This window comes from Flavobacterium sp., from assembly GCF_039916025.1.
In the GTDB taxonomy this organism is placed as follows: domain Bacteria; phylum Bacteroidota; class Bacteroidia; order Flavobacteriales; family Flavobacteriaceae; genus Flavobacterium.
Genome location: NZ_JBDSMB010000047.1, coordinates 1 through 18,348 on the forward strand (window position 1 = coordinate 1; position 18,348 = coordinate 18,348).

15 protein-coding genes and 1 pseudogene are annotated in these 18,348 nt (G+C 34.5%); 8 read left to right on the forward strand and 8 right to left on the reverse strand.

The features are described 5' to 3' along the window. The 4 genes from sucD to ABIQ27_RS02635 form a co-directional block, all read left to right on the forward strand. Positions 1–869, forward strand: an 869-nt coding sequence (gene sucD / locus ABIQ27_RS02620; protein WP_348031788.1) for a succinate--CoA ligase subunit alpha, incomplete at its 5' end; no start/stop codon positions are given. A gap of 89 nt (positions 870–958) precedes the next feature. Then, complete coding sequence (locus tag ABIQ27_RS02625) at positions 959–3,193, forward strand: T9SS type A sorting domain-containing protein (RefSeq protein WP_348031790.1); 2,235 nt, start codon at positions 959–961, stop codon at positions 3,191–3,193. Between the two features lie 80 nt (positions 3,194–3,273). Continuing rightward, the gene (locus tag ABIQ27_RS02630; RefSeq protein WP_348031792.1) at positions 3,274–5,664 is read left to right on the forward strand and encodes a T9SS type A sorting domain-containing protein; all 2,391 of its coding nucleotides are present in this window, start codon (positions 3,274–3,276) and stop codon (positions 5,662–5,664) included. A gap of 90 nt (positions 5,665–5,754) precedes the next feature. Further along, positions 5,755–7,884 carry a T9SS type A sorting domain-containing protein gene (locus ABIQ27_RS02635; RefSeq protein ID WP_348031794.1) on the forward strand — a complete coding sequence of 710 codons (2,130 nt, stop codon included), beginning with the start codon at positions 5,755–5,757 and terminating at the stop codon, positions 7,882–7,884. A 64-nt stretch (positions 7,885–7,948) separates the two neighbouring features. Here the strand turns inward: ABIQ27_RS02635 and ABIQ27_RS02640 are convergent, their stop codons facing one another. From ABIQ27_RS02640 to ABIQ27_RS02665, 6 genes are all read right to left on the reverse strand, one after another. Next, positions 7,949–9,298: a YHYH protein gene (locus ABIQ27_RS02640; RefSeq protein ID WP_348031795.1), complete on the reverse strand. Its 1,350-nt coding sequence runs from the start codon at positions 9,296–9,298 to the stop codon at positions 7,949–7,951. Positions 9,299–9,361: 63 nt separating this feature from the next. Continuing rightward, on the reverse strand, positions 9,362–10,381 hold the full coding sequence (locus tag ABIQ27_RS02645; protein WP_348031797.1) for a cytochrome c peroxidase: 1,020 nt from the start codon (positions 10,379–10,381) through the stop codon (positions 9,362–9,364). Then, positions 10,378–11,064 (reverse strand): MbnP family protein, encoded by a 687-nt coding sequence (locus tag ABIQ27_RS02650; RefSeq protein ID WP_348031799.1) that lies wholly within the window; start codon positions 11,062–11,064, stop codon positions 10,378–10,380. The genes ABIQ27_RS02645 and ABIQ27_RS02650 overlap by 4 nt, the downstream gene beginning before the upstream one ends. Continuing rightward, positions 11,057–11,533, reverse strand: a complete 477-nt coding sequence (locus tag ABIQ27_RS02655; protein ID WP_348031801.1) for a periplasmic heavy metal sensor — start codon at positions 11,531–11,533, stop codon at positions 11,057–11,059. The genes ABIQ27_RS02650 and ABIQ27_RS02655 overlap by 8 nt, the downstream gene beginning before the upstream one ends. A gap of 2 nt (positions 11,534–11,535) precedes the next feature. Next, entirely contained in the window at positions 11,536–11,808 is a 273-nt protein-coding gene (locus ABIQ27_RS02660) for a hypothetical protein (protein ID WP_348031803.1), read from the reverse strand. 20 nt (positions 11,809–11,828) lie between these two features. Continuing rightward, entirely contained in the window at positions 11,829–12,377 is a 549-nt protein-coding gene (locus ABIQ27_RS02665; RefSeq protein WP_348031805.1) for an RNA polymerase sigma factor, read from the reverse strand. Positions 12,378–12,581: 204 nt separating this feature from the next. Between ABIQ27_RS02665 and fabG the strand changes: the two genes are divergently transcribed. After that, positions 12,582–13,328, forward strand: a complete 747-nt coding sequence (fabG, locus tag ABIQ27_RS02670) for a 3-oxoacyl-[acyl-carrier-protein] reductase (protein WP_348031806.1) — start codon at positions 12,582–12,584, stop codon at positions 13,326–13,328. A gap of 85 nt (positions 13,329–13,413) precedes the next feature. Then, entirely contained in the window at positions 13,414–15,441 is a 2,028-nt protein-coding gene (locus ABIQ27_RS02675; RefSeq protein WP_348031808.1) for a hypothetical protein, read from the forward strand. A gap of 35 nt (positions 15,442–15,476) precedes the next feature. Here ABIQ27_RS02675 and ABIQ27_RS02680 read toward each other — a convergent pair whose 3' ends face one another. Then, on the reverse strand, positions 15,477–16,187 hold the full coding sequence (locus ABIQ27_RS02680; protein ID WP_348031810.1) for a hypothetical protein: 711 nt from the start codon (positions 16,185–16,187) through the stop codon (positions 15,477–15,479). Between the two features lie 276 nt (positions 16,188–16,463). On the opposite strand from ABIQ27_RS02680, the gene bshA reads away from it, so the two are divergent. Together bshA and ABIQ27_RS02690 are read left to right on the forward strand one after the other, a co-directional pair. Then, the gene (gene bshA / locus ABIQ27_RS02685) at positions 16,464–17,597 is read left to right on the forward strand and encodes an N-acetyl-alpha-D-glucosaminyl L-malate synthase BshA (protein ID WP_348031812.1); all 1,134 of its coding nucleotides are present in this window, start codon (positions 16,464–16,466) and stop codon (positions 17,595–17,597) included. Further along, on the forward strand, positions 17,594–18,019 hold the full coding sequence (locus ABIQ27_RS02690) for a hypothetical protein (RefSeq protein ID WP_348031814.1): 426 nt from the start codon (positions 17,594–17,596) through the stop codon (positions 18,017–18,019). The genes bshA and ABIQ27_RS02690 overlap by 4 nt, the downstream gene beginning before the upstream one ends. A 54-nt stretch (positions 18,020–18,073) precedes the next feature. Here the strand turns inward: ABIQ27_RS02690 and ABIQ27_RS02695 are convergent. Beyond that, positions 18,074–18,348, reverse strand: a pseudogene (locus tag ABIQ27_RS02695) (hypothetical protein); the annotation flags it as partial.

Consider the following 18,348-nt stretch of genomic DNA (forward strand, 5'->3'; position numbering starts at 1 on the left):
GCGTTTTAGTTAATAAAAATTCAAAAATAATAGTACAAGGATTTACAGGAAGCGAAGGAACTTTTCACGCTGAACAAATGATTGAATATGGTACTAATGTTGTTGGTGGTGTTACACCTGGAAAAGGTGGAACAACACATTTAGAAAGACCTGTTTTCAATACGGTAAAAGATGCTGTTGAAAAAGCAGGAGCTGATACTTCAATTATTTTTGTTCCGCCGGCTTTTGCTGCTGATGCTATTATGGAAGCTGCTGATGCAGGTATCAAAGTGATTATTGCTATCACAGAAGGTATTCCGGTAGCTGATATGATTAAGGCATATGCTTATGTAAAAGAAAGAGATTGCAGATTAATTGGTCCAAACTGTCCTGGAGTAATCACTCCTGAAGAAGCTAAAGTTGGTATCATGCCAGGTTTTGTATTCAAAAAAGGAACTGTTGGAATTGTTTCTAAATCAGGAACATTGACTTATGAAGCTGCAGATCAGGTTGTAAAACAAGGAATGGGAATTACAACTGCTATCGGAATAGGTGGTGACCCAATTATTGGAACTACAACTAAAGAAGCTGTGGAATTATTGATGAACGATTCAGAAACTAAATGCATCGTAATGATTGGAGAAATTGGTGGTCAATTGGAAGCTGATGCTGCCAAATGGATTAAAGCTGATGGAAACCGCAAACCTGTTGTTGGTTTTATTGCCGGTGAAACTGCGCCAAAAGGAAGAACAATGGGACACGCCGGTGCAATTGTTGGCGGTGCTGATGATACAGCCGAAGCAAAGAAACGCATCATGAGAGAATGTGGAATTCACGTAGTTGATTCTCCAGCTGAAATCGGTAAAAAAGTAAAAGAAGTAATGGGATAATCCCACTTGAATAATTACACGAAAAGGCTCCGAAAATGGGGCCTTTTCTTTTTAAAATATTTTTATACATTTGGCCTTTAATTAATTATATGAAATATCTCTACACTTTCGTCATTGCAGTGCTAATCAATTTTAGCCTTGAGGCACAAATAGTGAACATTCCTGATGCTTCTTTTAAAACAATATTGTTGGCGTCAAGAACAAATAATGCTATCGCCAAAAATGCTGCGGGAAATAATATGAGAATTGACGCTAACATTGATGGCGAAATACAGGTAAGTGAAGCTTTATTGGTATATCAGTTAAATCTAAATCAGGCATCATCTTCAGTCTTTGCTTTAGTTGCGGACCTTACTGGTATAGCAAGTTTTCCAAATCTGACTTTACTTTCATGCACTAACAATCAACTTACGAGTTTGGATGTAAGTAGTAATATAAACTTAACACGATTGGATTGCTATAATGATAATCTTACTTATTTGGATGTTTCTCATTGTCCTAACATAACTAATTTAAATTGTAGCATGAATGAAATGACGAGTTTGAATGTGAACAACAATGTCAACCTTCAATACTTTTCCTGCGGAACCAATCATCTTACGAACATTGATGTAAGCAACAATGTAAATTTGCTGTGGCTTTATTGCGGTCTTAATCCCATTGCAAGCCTTGATGTAAGCCACAACCTGATGTTGAATATTTTATCCTGTACCTATAGCCAGATTACAGAATTGGATATTGAACCAAACTGGAGAATAACCGATTTAGCTTGTCAGGGAAATCCAAACCTTGTTCGTTTAAATATTAAAAACAATGAGCGTTATTCTTATTGGGATAATTTAGATTTTAGTGCCTGCCCAAACTTACGATACGTTTGTTGTGATGAAGGCAACTTAGATTTGGTGCAACAAAAAATCACTCAAAACGGTTATCCTTGTAATGCTAACAGCTATTGCTATTTTGAGCCAAGCGGTTATGTAGTGAATGGTATCTCTCGATTTGACGGAAATAGTAATGGTTGTGATACAAGCGATATAGGTTATCCAAATATGAAATTTACCATTAATACAAGCAGCAGCAATACGCAAGTAGGTACATTTATTACCAGAAATACAGGAAACTACTCCATAAACCTGCCTGTCGGAAACTATTATATTTACCCATCACTTGAAGTTCCGGCTTATTTTAATGTTTCGCCTGTTTCAAATTATATTTCGTTTAGTGTCAGTACATCTGGTCCGTATGAAAGAAATTTTTGTGTAACATCAAATGGTGTTTATAATGATTTAGAAGTAGTAATTATACCAGTCGTAAGAGCAAGACCAGGTTTTGATGCAAAATATAAAATCATATATAGAAACAAAGGAAATCAGGTTGCGAATGGTACATTGAATTTTGATTTTGATGATAACCTTATGGATTTGGTTTCAGCGGTTCCTGCAAATGATGCTACTGCAACTAATAGTTTAATTTGGAATTTCAGCAATCTCAATCCATTTGAAACAAGGGAAATTACTTTGGTATTCAATATCAATTCGCCAACAGAAACTCCGGCAGTAAATAGTGGAGATGTTTTACCTTTCATAGCAACAATTTCATCAGGAACAGATGAAACTCCAAATGATAATAGATTTGTGCTTAATCAAAGAGTGGTAAATTCATTAGACCCAAATGACAAGATTTGCTTAGAAGGAAATAGCATCACACCAAGTATGGTCGGAGATTATGTTCACTATACTATTCACTTTGAAAATACAGGAACTTTTGCAGCAGAAAATATTGTAGTTGCTGATATTATAGATGCAACTAAATTTGACCTTACATCATTGGTAGCTCTTGACGGAAGCCATCCGTTTTATACGCGTGTTATTGGTACTGGTAAAGTAGAGTTCATCTTTGAAAATATCAATCTACCTTTTGATGATGCAAACAATGACGGTTATGTAGCTTTCAAAATCAAAACAAAACCAACATTAGTGGTGGGAGATACTTTTAGCAACACAGCTAACATCTATTTTGATTATAATTTCCCAATTATTACCAATACAGCTACAACAACAATTCAAACGTTAGGGAATCAGGATTTTGAATTTACCAGCGTATTTAGTTTGTCGCCGGTTCCGGCCAAAAATGTTTTAAACATTGCCGCTAAACAATCGGTAATAATATCTTCTGTTACTATTTATAATATGCTTGGGCAATTGATTCAAGTGAATGTAAATCCAAATGAAACAATAGATGTTTCGGGATTAAAAACCGGAAGTTATTTTATAAAGATTATCAGTGATAAAGGAATATTCAGTAGTAAATTTATTAAGGAATAAAATATAATAAGGTTAACATTAGTTAGCCTTTTTTATTTCCTATTTTTCTTATCTTTGAGATTCGAAAATCTACTACACCTATGAAAAAATATTACATTTTATTTATTCTTTTATTAAGTTTATTTGCAGTAAATGCTCAAATCATAAATATTCCGGATGCTATCTTCAAAGCAAAATTGGTGACTTCAACCACCGAAAACGGAATTGCCTATGGACTAGATACACTGCCGATGGCAGTTGATTCTAATGCCGATGGAGAAATAGAAGTGAGTGAAGCAGCTCAGGTAAAGTTTTTATATTTGAACCAGTATTCAATTTCATCATTAGAAGGAATTCAATATTTTAATAACATCACAAGTCTTTATTGCCATCATAATCTGCTTACTTCACTTGATGTTAGTGCGCTTGCAAACTTAACATGGCTGGAATGCGACAGTAACAATCTAACTTCTTTAAATGTGAGTGGTTTGAATAATTTAGCCAGATTAGTTTGTAGTTATAATCAATTGACAACACTTGACGTAAGTGGATTGCAAAGTTTACAAAACCTGAATTGTTATAATAATCCTCAGCTAACTTCATTGAATGCAAGTAATGCTCCACATTTAGAGACTATAGGATGCTTTCAATGTCAGCTGAATTCACTAAATGTTTCCGGAGATGTGAATTTAAATTATCTTCATTGTACTGAAAATCAATTGACATCATTAGATGTGAGCGGTTTAACTAATTTACAAACATTGTATTGTTCTGATAATAATCTATCAACATTGAATGTAAGTGGAGCAACTTTTCTTTATTCACTCTTATGTGACAATAATCATATTCAGACACTAGATTTAGAAGGAATGCATTTATTAGGTTACCTTGGATGTAGTAATAATGAATTGACTTCACTGGTTGTTTCCTATACAACTTATCAATTATTTTTAAACTGCTCCAATAATCTTTTAACCAGTCTGGATATTAAAAACGGTGTAACCGAAACCAGTTTGGATTTTAGCGGTAATCCTGATTTGCATTACCTATGTGCTGACGACAATGAAATTACGACGGTTCAAAACAAAGTTTTGGAATATGGCTATGCTAATTGTGTGCTGAATTCCTATTGTACTTTCACTCCTGGCGGACCTTATTCTACTATTGAAGGAAACACAAAATTTGATTTAGCAAATGATGGTTGTGATGCTTCAGATAGCTTTGCGCCAAATGTTAGATTTTCGGTTACTAACTCGGCAACTATTAGTTCTTTAGTTTCCGATATATCGGGACATTATGAATTACCGATAGAAAATGGAACGCATGTTATAGCACCACAGTTTGAAAACCCAAGCTATTATACAGCTTCACCAGCAAATGTTTCGGTAACATTTCCTGCAACGCCCAGTCCTTTTACTCAGGATTTTTGTATAAGACCTAACGGAAACCACAACGATTTAGAAGTTGTAATTTTACCTCTTGGTCCTGCTGTTCCGGGATTTGATATCCATTATGGTTTATTATTCAGAAATAAAGGTACGACTGTTCAAAATGGTGTTGTAAACCTGTCTTACAGCGATGCTATTTTAGATTTGGTATCAACAGTACCATTATTCAGCAATCAATCAACCGATATGTTAAGCTGGAACTTCAACAATCTTCAGCCATTTGAAAGCAGGTATATAAATGTAACTTTTAACCTCAATTCTTCAATGGACATTCCACCCGTTATTAATGGAGAACTGCTTAATTATGAAGCAACAATTATTGGCGCTACCGATGAAACTCCAATTGACAATATAGCATCATTAGTTGACTATACAGTTGTGTCATTGGATCCAAACGACAAAACCTGTTTAGAAGGTGATACTGTAAGTCCGGCAATGGTTGGCGAATATGTTCATTATATCATCCGCTTTGAAAATACCGGAACTTTTGCAGCACAAAATGTAGTGGTTACAGATGAAATCGATTTAACCAGGTTTAATATTAATTCATTAGTTCCACAACAAGCTAGTCATGATTTTGTTACCCGAATTAAAAACAATAAAGTTGAATTTATATTTGAGAATATCAACCTTCCATTTGATGATGCAAACAATGACGGTTATGTAGCTTTCAAAATCAAAACAAAACCAACATTAGTGGTGGGAGATACTTTTAGCAACACAGCTAACATCTATTTTGATTATAATTTTCCAATTATTACCAATGCAGCTGCAACAACAATTCAAACGTTAGGAAATCAGGATTTTGAATTTAATAGTGTATTTAGTCTGTCGCCGGTGCCAGCCAAAAATGTTTTAAACATTGCCGCTAAACAATCGGTAACAATATCTTCTGTTACTATTTATAATACACTTGGGCAATTGATTCAGGTGAATACTAATCCAAATGAAACGATAGATGTTTCGGGATTAAAAACAGGAAGTTATTTTATAAAGATAATCAGTGATAAAGGAACTGCAGGCAGCAAGTTCATTAAAGAATAAAACACAAAACTCTCAATTTATTTGGGAGTTTTTTATTTGTAAGATTATCTTAAATGAGTTTTGTATATATTTGTTAATCAAACTATTTTTATGAAGAAACTTTATACGCTTTTAACTTTTGCATTTATTGTATTTGTAGGCAATGCACAGATTGTGAATATTCCGGATGCGAATTTTAAAACAAGATTATTATCGCTTAGTGTTGCTGATGCATCCGGTAATTACATATATGATGTTGATACTAATAATGATGGTGAAATACAAGTTAGCGAAGCCCAGGCTGTAACTAATTTATCAGTCTCGAATGGGTCAATCAGTGATTTAACAGGAATAGAAGCTTTTACTAATTTGACTATATTAGGGTGTTACACCAATTTAATTACTACACTTGATGTAAGTATGATGCCCAATTTATACAATTTGAATTGCTCTTACAATCACCTTACCTCTCTGAATTTAGGGCCTTTACCTTATTTATATAGTTTGAATTGTAACAATAATCAGTTGCAATTGTTGAACATCGGAAGTTTACCTTACCTGAGTACCCTTGATTGCAGTGTAAACCAGCTAACAACTTTAGATTTGAGTAATACTCATGACCTAACACTGCTGAATTGTTATTTTAATCAAATTACATCTTTGGATTTGAGCGGTTTGCGTTATCTCTATAATTTGACCTGTTATTATAACCCATTAATTGATTTGAATATCAAAAACGGAAATAATGAAACAACTTTAAATTTTTCGAATTGTCCCAGTTTGCAATATGTCTGTTCTGATGATGCACAAATAGCAACTGTGCAAACTAAAATTGACCAGTATGGTTATACCAATTGTCATGTCAATACGTATTGTAGTTTTACGCCGGGAGGTGCATTTTATACCATTCAGGGCAATAGTAAATATGACATCAACGGGAATGGATATGACGGCACCGATTTAGATGTGCCAAATTTAAAACTAAGTTTCACCGATGGAACGCATACAGGAACCATTATTCCGGATAGTGATGGGAATTACAGTTACGATGTGCAGGCTGGGTCGCATACCTTGACACCAGTTCTTGAAAATCCTACTTATTTTGGTGTAACTCCTTTAAGCTTTACAGCAAATTTCCCAACTAATCCGAGCCCGGTTACCCGGAATTTTTCTATCACGGCTACTAACTTACATCAGGATGTTGAAACATGGATTATACCATTAACATCTGCCAGGCCCGGTTTTGATTCCAGATATAAAATCAAATTTAAAAATAAAGGGAATGTTACTGTTTCAGGACATTTAAATTTTTCTTTTGACGATGATTATATGGATTTTATTTCGGCTACACCAATACCAAACAGTCAAAACTTTAGTCTGTTGAGCTGGGATTATACAGCTTTAATACCTTTTGAAACCCGTGAAATTAATATTACTTTTAATTTGAATACACCATTGGAAAGTCTTCCGCTTAATACTGGAGATTTAATAAAATTCGAGTCAACAGTTTACCCATTAACAGGAGACGAACTCATGACTGATAATTCTAATCATTTAAGACAGCTTGTTATTAACTCTCACGACCCGAATGATAAAACCTGTGTTGAAGGAACTACTATCGAACCTGAAATGGTTGGTGAATATGTTCATTATGTAATTCGTTTTGAAAATACAGGAACAGCTAATGCAGAAAATATTGTGGTTAAAGATATGATTGATACAACAAAATACGATATTGCCACTTTAATACCGTTGAGCGGAAGCGCTAATTTTGTTACGAATATAAGGAATACAAATCAGGTAGAATTTATCTTTGAAAATATCAACCTTCCTTTTGAGGATACTAATAATGATGGTTATGTTGCATTTAAAATTAAAACGAAACCAACATTAGTATTAGGAGATACTTTTAGCAATACAGCAAATATCTATTTTGATTATAACGCACCGGTTATTACTAATACTTATACCACAACTGTAGCTGTTTTAGGAACAGCTGATTTTGAGTTTAGCAGTGTGTTTAGTTTGTCGCCTGTTCCGGCTAAAAGCTTTTTAAACATTACCACTAAACAAGTCATTACGATAAGTTCGATAAGTATTTATAATACGCTTGGGCAATTGGTTCAGGTAATTACAAATCCAAATAAAACTATTGATGTTTCGGGATTGAAAACCGGTAGTTATTTCATTAAAATTATCAGTGATAAAGGAACTGCAGGTACTAAGTTTGTTAAGGAATAAAACATAAAAAAACTCCTCTCGTTTTTTAATGAGAGGAGTTTTTATTTTTAAATGGCTTATATACTTATTTACTTAATACTACTTTAAACGTTTTATTATCTTTTGAGCTTGCAACTTTTACAAAGTAAATCCCATTGTTAACCGTTGTTAAATCCATTATGCAAAGTGTGCTTCCCTGAAGTATTTCATTGGTTTGAATTACTTTACCAAGTTCATCAATCAGCGTAATATTCAAATTATCTTCTATCATATCCGACTGAATAGCAATAAAATCCTGAGCGGGATTTGGGTAGATTTTAATATTCAGTTTTGACAGATTAAAATCAGGATTTGCCAAAGTGTACTGGGTTGTAGCTTCCGAAATGCTAGTTACTTTAACTGCAGTTTTATTGCCATAAAAAGTTGGGCCTACAACATAAGGATAAGCCGAATTATGATTAGCATCAACAGTTGCAAAATAACAATAAATGCCTAGCGGATATTCAGGAGTTATGCAAAATCTCCCATTGTGAGCATCTAAATAACTTGCATCAGAAGGATGCGCAACATATTCATAATCTTCTCTAAAATAGCCTAAAGGATATGTCGTACTTACTGCCGGACCATCGGTTACATTTGTTCCATCCGCATAAACGGTTCGCGTTGTAATATTACGCAATTGATAACTTGATTTTATTCGGACAATGCCTCCGGTTCCATCAGCATTAGCATAACCATAAGCACCATAAATTGGAAAGCCATCATAGGCAAACCCAATCAGCGGGGAATGTTCAGCTGTGTTGATAACATATAATCCATCAGAAGGGTATGTGCTGCATACAGTTGATATAACAGCCAAATCTAAATTAAAAGCACTCGGATTTTGGTGATGGTGATAATTCCCCATGGCAGGATGTGCTTTAGCACAATCAAATCCGCCGCGTTCAGCCGGAATAGCATCTCTGTTCCAAACGGCATCGCCGGTGCAAGCAGGCATCACTGGTCCACCGCAAATAGTTTGTGTGCTGTTTTTCCATGAAACGCCATCTCTGTAATCAAATAAGGCCACACCGTTTTTGAACAAACCAATATTTCCTCCATTTGTTGCAGTTGGCGTTCCGGTATTTTGAGTCGGAGTTAAAGGCATTTTAAATATGGCTCCGGCCTGACTTGTAGCCAACGAAGGATTGCCATCTAGAAAAGGACCAGTGATATAAGCCGGAATACCGTTCGTAGTTACATAAACCCAATTGGTTGAATATTGAACTGTCTGCACATTGGCCGCAACAGCATCATTTATTGGTGTTGGATTTCCTGAAACATAATGACGTCCGGTTATACCAGTTGTATTACGTAACCATTGTGTGATAATTGGGTTCTGCGCATTGGCTGCGAGAACTAAAAAGTAAGTTAATAATACAATTGGTTTTTTCATTTGTTTTGGTTTTAATGTCTTAGACGAAACTATTATTTAATTCGTGCGTTGTTTTAAAAAAAATTATCTTGGAAATTGAAATCTTGGATTTTTAATAAAATTTTCATCGGTCAACGTCAATAAAAACTGAAGCAGATTATTTTTATCGGCTTCACTTAAAACTATTTTTTTATTTAATTGTTTTGATAGGGTTGGACTGTTGTATATATCTTCTGTATAATGAAACAAAACCATCTGCAGATTTTTAATTCGGCCATCATGCATATATGGCCTGGTAAGTTCAATGTTCCTTAAGGTTGGCACTTTAAACCGTAGCGAATCTTTTCTGTCTTTGGTAATTTTAATTCTGCCACCATCTTTAAAAGACACATCAGGTTTCAAACCATTATTTTCAAATTTATCATCAGCAAATAAAGGCTCTTTATGACAGGAAGCACAATTGGTTTTAAAAAGCTCATATCCTTTTTCTTCCTGCTCAGTAAACTGCGTTTCCTTACGCATCACTTTATCATATTTTGAATCGGAAGAACTCAGCATCACCGTGAATTGAGCCAAAGCTTTCAGTAGTCTCTGACTTGTAACTTTTTCATCACCAAAAGCTTTAGCAAATAGCTTTCTGTATTTTTCGCTTCGCTGCAACTTTGCAACAACATTCTCCAATGTTTCATCCATTTCTAATGGATTTGTAATCGGATTTATAGGCTGCATTTCCAGATTATTCACACCGCCATCCCACATAAAGTCTTTGCTCCAGGCAAGATTAATCAGCGCCATAGAATTCCGGGTGCCAATCTTTCCTTCAATGCCGTGACTTACATCGTGATCAATGTGTGTAAAGCCTGTGTTTTGCAAATGGCAACTCTGACAGGAAATAGTATTGTCCCTTGACAAAATCGGATCATAAAATAAGTTTCTGCCAAGTTGGAATCCTTCTTCTGTTATTGGATTTCTTTTGAAATCGTAAGTTGGCTTTGGCCAACCATTTGGAACTTCAAGATATATTGGTGTAGTAAATCGGTTTGAAAATCCAAAACCTATTAAAACAACACAAACTGTCAAGATATGTTTCCAATGTTTTTTCATTCTAAATGAAACATTTTAGTGCTGAGATTTGCTAATTCCATGGCGAGTTTCCCGGGAATCATAACGCTATTTATTTGCTTTAGATTTACATTCGAGAAAAAAACATTTAAATCAATTCCAATATTGATATTGATATTGCCATTGATTTCTATTGTTCGCATAGCATAATAGGGTTGGAGATAACCGCCAACATGAAACTGGAATTCGTTTTTCTGGGTTTTACAGCTCGAACTTTTACCTTCTATTTTCATATTGATATAACCGCTTTGCCATGCCCAATACATTCCTTTTGCGGGATCTAAATCGCCGGTCAATGCTCCGGAATTATTGGTTACGCTGTCAATGCCAATATTGAAAGTGATTTTAGAAATTAGCTTATCACTTTTTTTAGTTATCGGAATTTTAAATGAATTTGGTTTGTCTAAATCGAGTAGGTGATAGCTGTCTTTTTGAGTAAAGACTGACTTGTCATTGTAGTGAACTTGAATGTTGGATATATAACATCGAAACGTTTCAATCGTCAAAGTGTCTTTGCTTGACGAAACATATTTCTTATTTACTTCAAGTGGAAGTTTATCGAATTCTAAATGAAAATTAACCGCTAAAGAATCACTTTTGTTTTGCGCCAAAAGCGAAAAACAAAAAAATAAAAGGAAAACTATATGAATTCCTTTTTTAGTCATGTCTTGGTCCGCGTGGTTTTGGCGCAAATATTCTGGATAATTCTTCCGTCAATTCGTTGAAGTTTTGCATCTGATCTTGGCGACACAGCTTTTTGATATCTTCAAAATGTTTGAAATGAGTTTCTTCTACTTGCTTTTGATATGAATTTATCACAGTAATCAAACTATCTTCTGTTTTTTGATTCGTTTCAGTCTGACTTAATTGAGAATAAAGTTCATTCTTTACTTGACGAATATTATCGTCAAGCTTTGTAATTTCACCATGGTGCCATTGGATTAATTTGGCATATTCTTTTTGTTGCTGTGCATCTAAATGCAATTTATCAATAATAATTGTTTTAGGTTCCTGTCTGCCTTCACGTGGCGGTCTGTGTCCTTTAGGTCCATTTAAAAATAAAAACCCTAATGTGCCCAAATTGAGTAGCAATAATCCGATTACTGTAATCGTTAATAGTTTCGTTTTTTCCATTGTTATTGATATAACTGATTACTTTTATTGACAGTCATTTCTAAGTAGGCTGTGGTTGAACTTGTTTTTTGTTTTGTATTAGAAGCTAAAGCTGAAAAGTTCAGCATCACTAAAACAGCAATTGAGGCAGCAACAAGCCAAACTGTTTTTGATGAAACTTTGCTTTCTACTTGAATTCTTTTCTGAATTTTTGAAAACAAATCATCACTTGGAGTTACATGCGTAATTCCGTTAGTGCTGTTTAAAATGGTTTCTATCCAATTTTCTTTTTCCATAATTGCTTTGACGAATGTTATTACTTTTTCTTGCGGTAGTTGTTGAATTTTTCAGATAATTTATCCTGAAGCGCTGCTTTCGCCCTAAAAATAAGCGATTCCACAGATGAGACACTAAGTTGCATAATCTCAGAAATCTCAGGATTACTCAAACCATCAAGCTTTGAAAGCACGAAAGCTGTCTTTTGATTTTCGGTAAGCGTATTGATGACTTCAAAAAGAATAGCGGCATTTTCCTTATTTTCCATCAAAATTCCGGGATGTTCAAATGTGGCTGTGTTCAGGTATTCCTGTTCGTTCTGGCTTTTCTTTCCAAAAATAAAAAAGCGCTTCTGACTATTCTTTTGTTTGATACAATCCAAGCACTGATTAATGGTAATTCGGTAAATCCACGTTTTATGCGACGATTTTTGATTGAAGTTTTCCAGCGAATTATAAACCTTTACAAAAACATCCTGGGTAACTTCTTCAGCATCTTCAACATTTTGCAAATAATTCAATGCCACATTATACACAAGTGTTTTATACTCATGATACAATTTTTCAAAATGGAATTGGTTTTCAATCATTTGGTTGGGCTGTCAACTTTCGACTTACAATGATACTAAAGGTTTAAATATAAATGATTTTTTAGAAGTATAAATTATTCTATATTTGGGCTATCAAATTAAACTTTTTATAAAATGAAATAGCCGCATTAGTTTTACAAGAAGAATCTAGATATTTTCTTGTGGCTATTACATATGACAATTAAGAAACAATAACTAAGACATATGAAATTATTAGAAGGAAAAGTAGCCATCATCACTGGAGCAAGTAGAGGAATTGGAAGCGGCATCGCAAAAGTATTTGCACAACACGGAGCAAATGTTGCGTTTACTTATAGTTCATCTGCCGAATCAGCGTTGGTATTGGAAAACGAATTATCGGCGATGGGAATCAAAGCCAAAGGATATAAATCAAATGCTGCAGATTTCAACGAAGCACAAAAACTGGTTGATGATGTTATGGTAGATTTCGGAAATGTTGACATATTAATCAACAACGCCGGAATTACAAAAGACAATCTTTTAATGCGTATGTCGGAAGAAGATTTTGATAAAGTAATTGAAATCAATCTGAAATCAGTTTTCAATATGACCAAAGCGGTTCAAAAAATCATGCTCAAAAACCGCAAAGGTTCAATCGTGAATATGAGTAGTGTAGTAGGAGTGAAAGGTAATGCCGGACAAGCGAATTATGCTGCTTCAAAAGCTGGAATGATTGGTTTTACCAAATCTGTTGCATTGGAATTAGGTTCAAGAAACATTCGTTGCAATGCTATTGCGCCAGGTTTTATAGAAACTGAAATGACTGCAAAATTGAATGAAGATGTGGTGCAAGGCTGGAGAGATTCTATTCCGTTGAAACGCGGTGGAACTCCGGAAGATGTTGCTAATGCATGTCTTTTCTTTGCTTCTGATATGAGCGCTTATGTTTCAGGTCAAGTGTTGAATGTTTGCGGTGGAATGCTAACCTAAAATTATTATAAATTTTGAATTATGAATTTTGAATTATTTGGATTCATTTATAATTTAGAATTTAAAATTTAAAATAAACCAATAAATGAATACCACAACAATCCTGTTATTACTCGTATCAATACTAATTGCTGCTGGTTTATCATTTTACCAATATTTCTACAAAGTCAAAAGCAGGTCGAAAGCCACTTTGCTTTTGGCTTTTTTGCGTTTCTTTAGCATCTTCGGATTGTTATTACTGCTGATAAACCCAATCATTTCAAGAAAAACTGTTGAAACGGTTAAAACACCTTTACCGATTGTTATTGACAATTCAGCTTCTGTAAAAGATTTAAAAGCTGATAAATCTGCGATGGAAGTCTTCCAAAAGCTTTCAGAGAATTCAGATTTAGCCAATAAATTTGATGTGCAAACCTATCAGTTTGATGCTGATTTCCTGCCATCTGATACTATTGATTTCAAAGGAACACAATCCAATATTGATGTTGTTGCCAAAAATCTGAAAAACATTTACAAAAACCAGCATTATCCAACGGTTCTGATTTCTGATGGAAACCAGACTTCGGGTGAAGATTATGTATTCGGATTTAATCCTGACAATAAGGTTTATCCTTTGGTAGTTGGTGATACTGCAACTTATCTCGATTTGAGGATTTCGCAACTGAATGTCAACAAATATGCTTTTCACAAGAACAAATTCCCGGTTGAAATATTCCTGAATTATGCCGGAACAAAAAGCATCAACGCCACATTTAAAATCTTGCAAGGAAATAGTCTTCTAAATGAACAAACCGTTGCTTTTTCTCCTTCTAAAAAATCAGCAACACTGAATGTTTTGTTGCCTGCAGATAAAGTTGGACTGCAGATTATGAGAGCAACTATTTCATCAAAAGAGCCCGAAAAGAATACGTATAATAACACCAAGAATTTTGCTGTAGAAGTTATTGATCAAAAGACAGAAGTCGCGTTGGTTTCTTCTATTTCACATCCTGATTTAGGTGCAATTAAAAGAAGTATTGAATCTAATGCACAACGAAAAGTAACTATTCTTAAACCAAATCAAGTCAACTCGTTAACAGATTATAACGTTTTGATTTTGTATCAGCCAAACGCAGAATTTAAAACAATATTTGAACAAAACAAAAACGCCAAAATCAACACCTGGATAATTACAGGAAATGACACCGATTATAACTTTTTGAATCAAAATCAAAGCAGTTATTCTTTCAAAATGAGCGGAAGCAAAGAAGATTATTCGGCTGCTTATGATAGTCAGTTTAATCTGTTTGCGCTTGACAATATTGGCTTTGAAAGTTTTCCACCTTTGGAAAATCCTTTTGGAGCGATTACGGCTAACGGCAATACTAATACGTTGTTGTCTTCTACCATTCGTAACATTGCAACCAATCAGCCATTATTGGCTTTCGCCGAAAATCAGGGAAAACGAAGCGCTTTCTTATTTGGTGAAAACATCTGGAAATGGCGAGCAAATACTTATGTCGACAAAAAGAGCTTTGCCGATTTTGATGTTTTCTTAGACAAAACTATACAGTATTTAGCATCAAACAATGCCAGAAAATCTTTGGTGGTAACTCATGAACGTTTTTATAATTCGGGAGAAGCTATTGAAATTACGGCTCAGTATTTCAATAAAAACTATGAACTCGACGAAAAAGCGCGTTTGACTATTGCCGTTGCAAATACCAAAACCAAGCAAGTAAAAAATTATGATTTGCTACGAACTACAAATGCTTTTCAAGTTAATCTTGATGGATTGTCAGCTGGAAATTATGCTTTTAAAGTCAAAGAATTGAATTCGAATTCAACTTACAGCAGTAGTTTTGAAGTATTGGATTTCGATATCGAAAAGCAATTTGTAAATCCGGATTGGAGCAAACTAAACCAATTAGCGTCGCAAACCAAAGGTAAAGCATTCCTGCCAAATCAAGTGGATACTTTGATTAAACAGCTTCTTGCTGATGATAGTTATAAAGCAATTCAAAAAACACTGGTAAAGAAATCGCCTTTGATTGATTGGGTTTGGTTATTGGTTTTGATTACCATTTCTCTTGCTGCCGAATGGTTTATTCGAAAGTATAACGGATTGTTATAGTTTCTGATAAACCATTACTTAGTGTCTTGTCAAATTTACAAAGTTCTTTTTCCACTAAATGTTCCGTCTTCTCCTGCTGTCAGATTTTCCCATTCACCTGCACAGCCATAGATAGTAATTTGACCTTGAAAAGTAGCACCTGAACTAACACTTCCAAAAAGAGCATTGAAGCTATTATCAACAATTGTAGATGTTGCTGAATAACTTGGCGCATCTTCTTCTTTGGTACTGTAAACGTAGCCTATTAATTGTCCATTATTAACCATGCATGCAAATTTTCCATAATCACCACCACCATAACCGCCTTTATAACAAAGAACTTGGGCAAAAGATAGTTCGTGAATGGCGTATACTTCTGGATTTGAAACACCTGTAAATGTAAAATCTTGAATAGTTGGATTTGAACCATTACTATTAGTTGAAAATTTAAATGAAGAGCCAGAGGTAGAAAACTCAGCATTTACTATAGGTTCTCCGAGTGTAAATGTACCGGTAGTGGTTAATGTTTTTACAATTTTATTTTTTTTATAAATGTAGGCAACGGCCACATTGTCACCATTATTAATCACTATTTTGATAGCACTATCTTCCAAGCCTAAAACAACTCCCTTGTATACTCCAAAGGAAGTATTATCAAATTCTGCTTTTGTTTCTGGTTCTGTAGCATAATCTGGAGCATCCTCAGAACTGCTACAAGATAGGGTTAAAAATAAAATGGATACGAATAAAAAAAGTCTTGATTTCATAAATTTTGGCATTAAAAAGTTAGTAATAAAAAAGTTGGTTTTTTAAGAAAAGAATTTAAATGTACAAATAATTTTAACAAAATATTACCTGATATAAAGTAAATAGTATGACGACTAATGTTGGAGGAATATTAGGGTAGTAATTTATTTGTTCAACTTTTATAACTCTTGTCTTCTTCTACTTAAATAACAAAATACATTCACATTATTATTTTAACAAAAACTTTCCAAATGACAAACCAATTTTACTTAAATTCGTATCACTAAAATCAACACATGAAAATTGCCATTGTATGCTACCCAACCTTTGGAGGAAGCGGCGTAGTAGCAACCGAATTAGGACTCGAGCTTGCTCACCGCGGACACGAAATTCATTTTATTACTTATCGTCAACCAGTGCGGTTAGCACTCTTGAACTCAAATGTGCATTACCATGAAGTTAATGTTCCGGAATATCCTTTGTTTCATTATCAGCCTTATGAGTTAGCATTGTCCAGCAAGTTGGTAGATATGGTAAAACTTTATAAAATTGAATTATTACATGTTCACTATGCTATTCCACATGCTTATGCAGGCTATATGGCAAAGCAAATGTTGAAGAATGAAGGAATAAAAATCCCGATGGTAACTACACTTCACGGTACAGATATTACGTTGGTTGGAAATCATCCGGTTTACAAACCTGCAGTTACTTTTAGCATTAATAAATCGGATATTGTGACTTCGGTTTCACAAAGCCTAAAGGATGAAACGAATAAATTATTCAATATCAAAAAAGAAATTCATGTGATTCCGAATTTTATCGAATTGGATAAAATAAGAAACGAGAGCCAGATTTCATGTCATCGCTCTGCTATGGCAAAAAAAGAGGAACGCATCGTTACGCACATAAGTAACTTTAGAAAAGTAAAACGCATTCCTGATATCATCAAGATATTTTATAAAATCCAGCAAAAAATTCCGGCCAAATTAATGATGGTAGGTGATGGTCCCGAAAAATCAAGAGCTGAACAACTTTGTAAAGAACTTGGCATTCAGGACAAAGTAATTTTCTTTGGAAATAGCAACGAGATAGATCAAATTCTTTCCTATTCAGATTTGTTTTTATTGCCATCAGAAACCGAAAGTTTTGGTTTAGCCGCACTTGAAGCTATGGCGTGGAGTGTTCCTGTAATATCTAGTAATTCAGGTGGTTTGCCCGAAGTAAACTTTGATGGAATATCAGGATATCTTAGCAGCGTGGGAGATATTGATAGTATGGCAGAAAATGCTTTAAAAATTCTTTCGGATGATGCCAGCTTGTCCAAATTTAGAGAACAAGCATTAAGTGTTGCCCAACAATTTGACATCAAAAATATTCTTCCTTTGTATGAAGCATTATACCACAAAGCCCTTAACAACTCCAAATGAAAAAAGTAATTTCGATAATATTAATTGCGCTATTATATTCGTGTTCGTCAACAAAGAGTGCGGCCAGCAAACCTTTGTATGAAGTATTGATGGTCAATAATGATGGTGGCGCTAATATCAAGTTCTATGAAGTGTTGACTGAACCAAAGGAAATCAATATGCTTATGGGAGATGAAACGCTGCGCAAAAAAATGCAATCCAGTGATATTAGCAACTGTAATTTTGTAATCCTTAATACCGGGCCAACGGAGGAAAACAGTAATAAAGTAACGATTGAAAAAGTTATTGAAACTCCAACACAAATAGAAGTTTACGTCAAAGACAATCAAAAGAATATTGATGCAGTTCAAACAAATGATGAAACCTTATATCCTTACACAGTTCTAAAAATCAATTCGAAGAAGCCAATTATCATCAAATAAAAATCCCGCCTCGTTTGGAACGAGACGGGATTTTTGTTTTATATTATAGTTTGATTACCATCTGTAACGAATACCAAGGGCGATGTCCGGACCAAAACTGTCATAATTATCAAAGTCACTTCTGTTATCACCAAAGTATAGCTCAGGTCTGAAGTCTAACGATAATTGAATTGGAGCTTCCTCAAAGTCATATTCGATTCCGATATCTCCGGCAGCTAACAAGAATGTTCCACCATCTGGATCCGGACTACCTGGACCATTATAGCTCCAGCTTCCAATACCGGCACCAACACCTGCGTACCAATTGAAACCTCCGTCAATATTCCAAA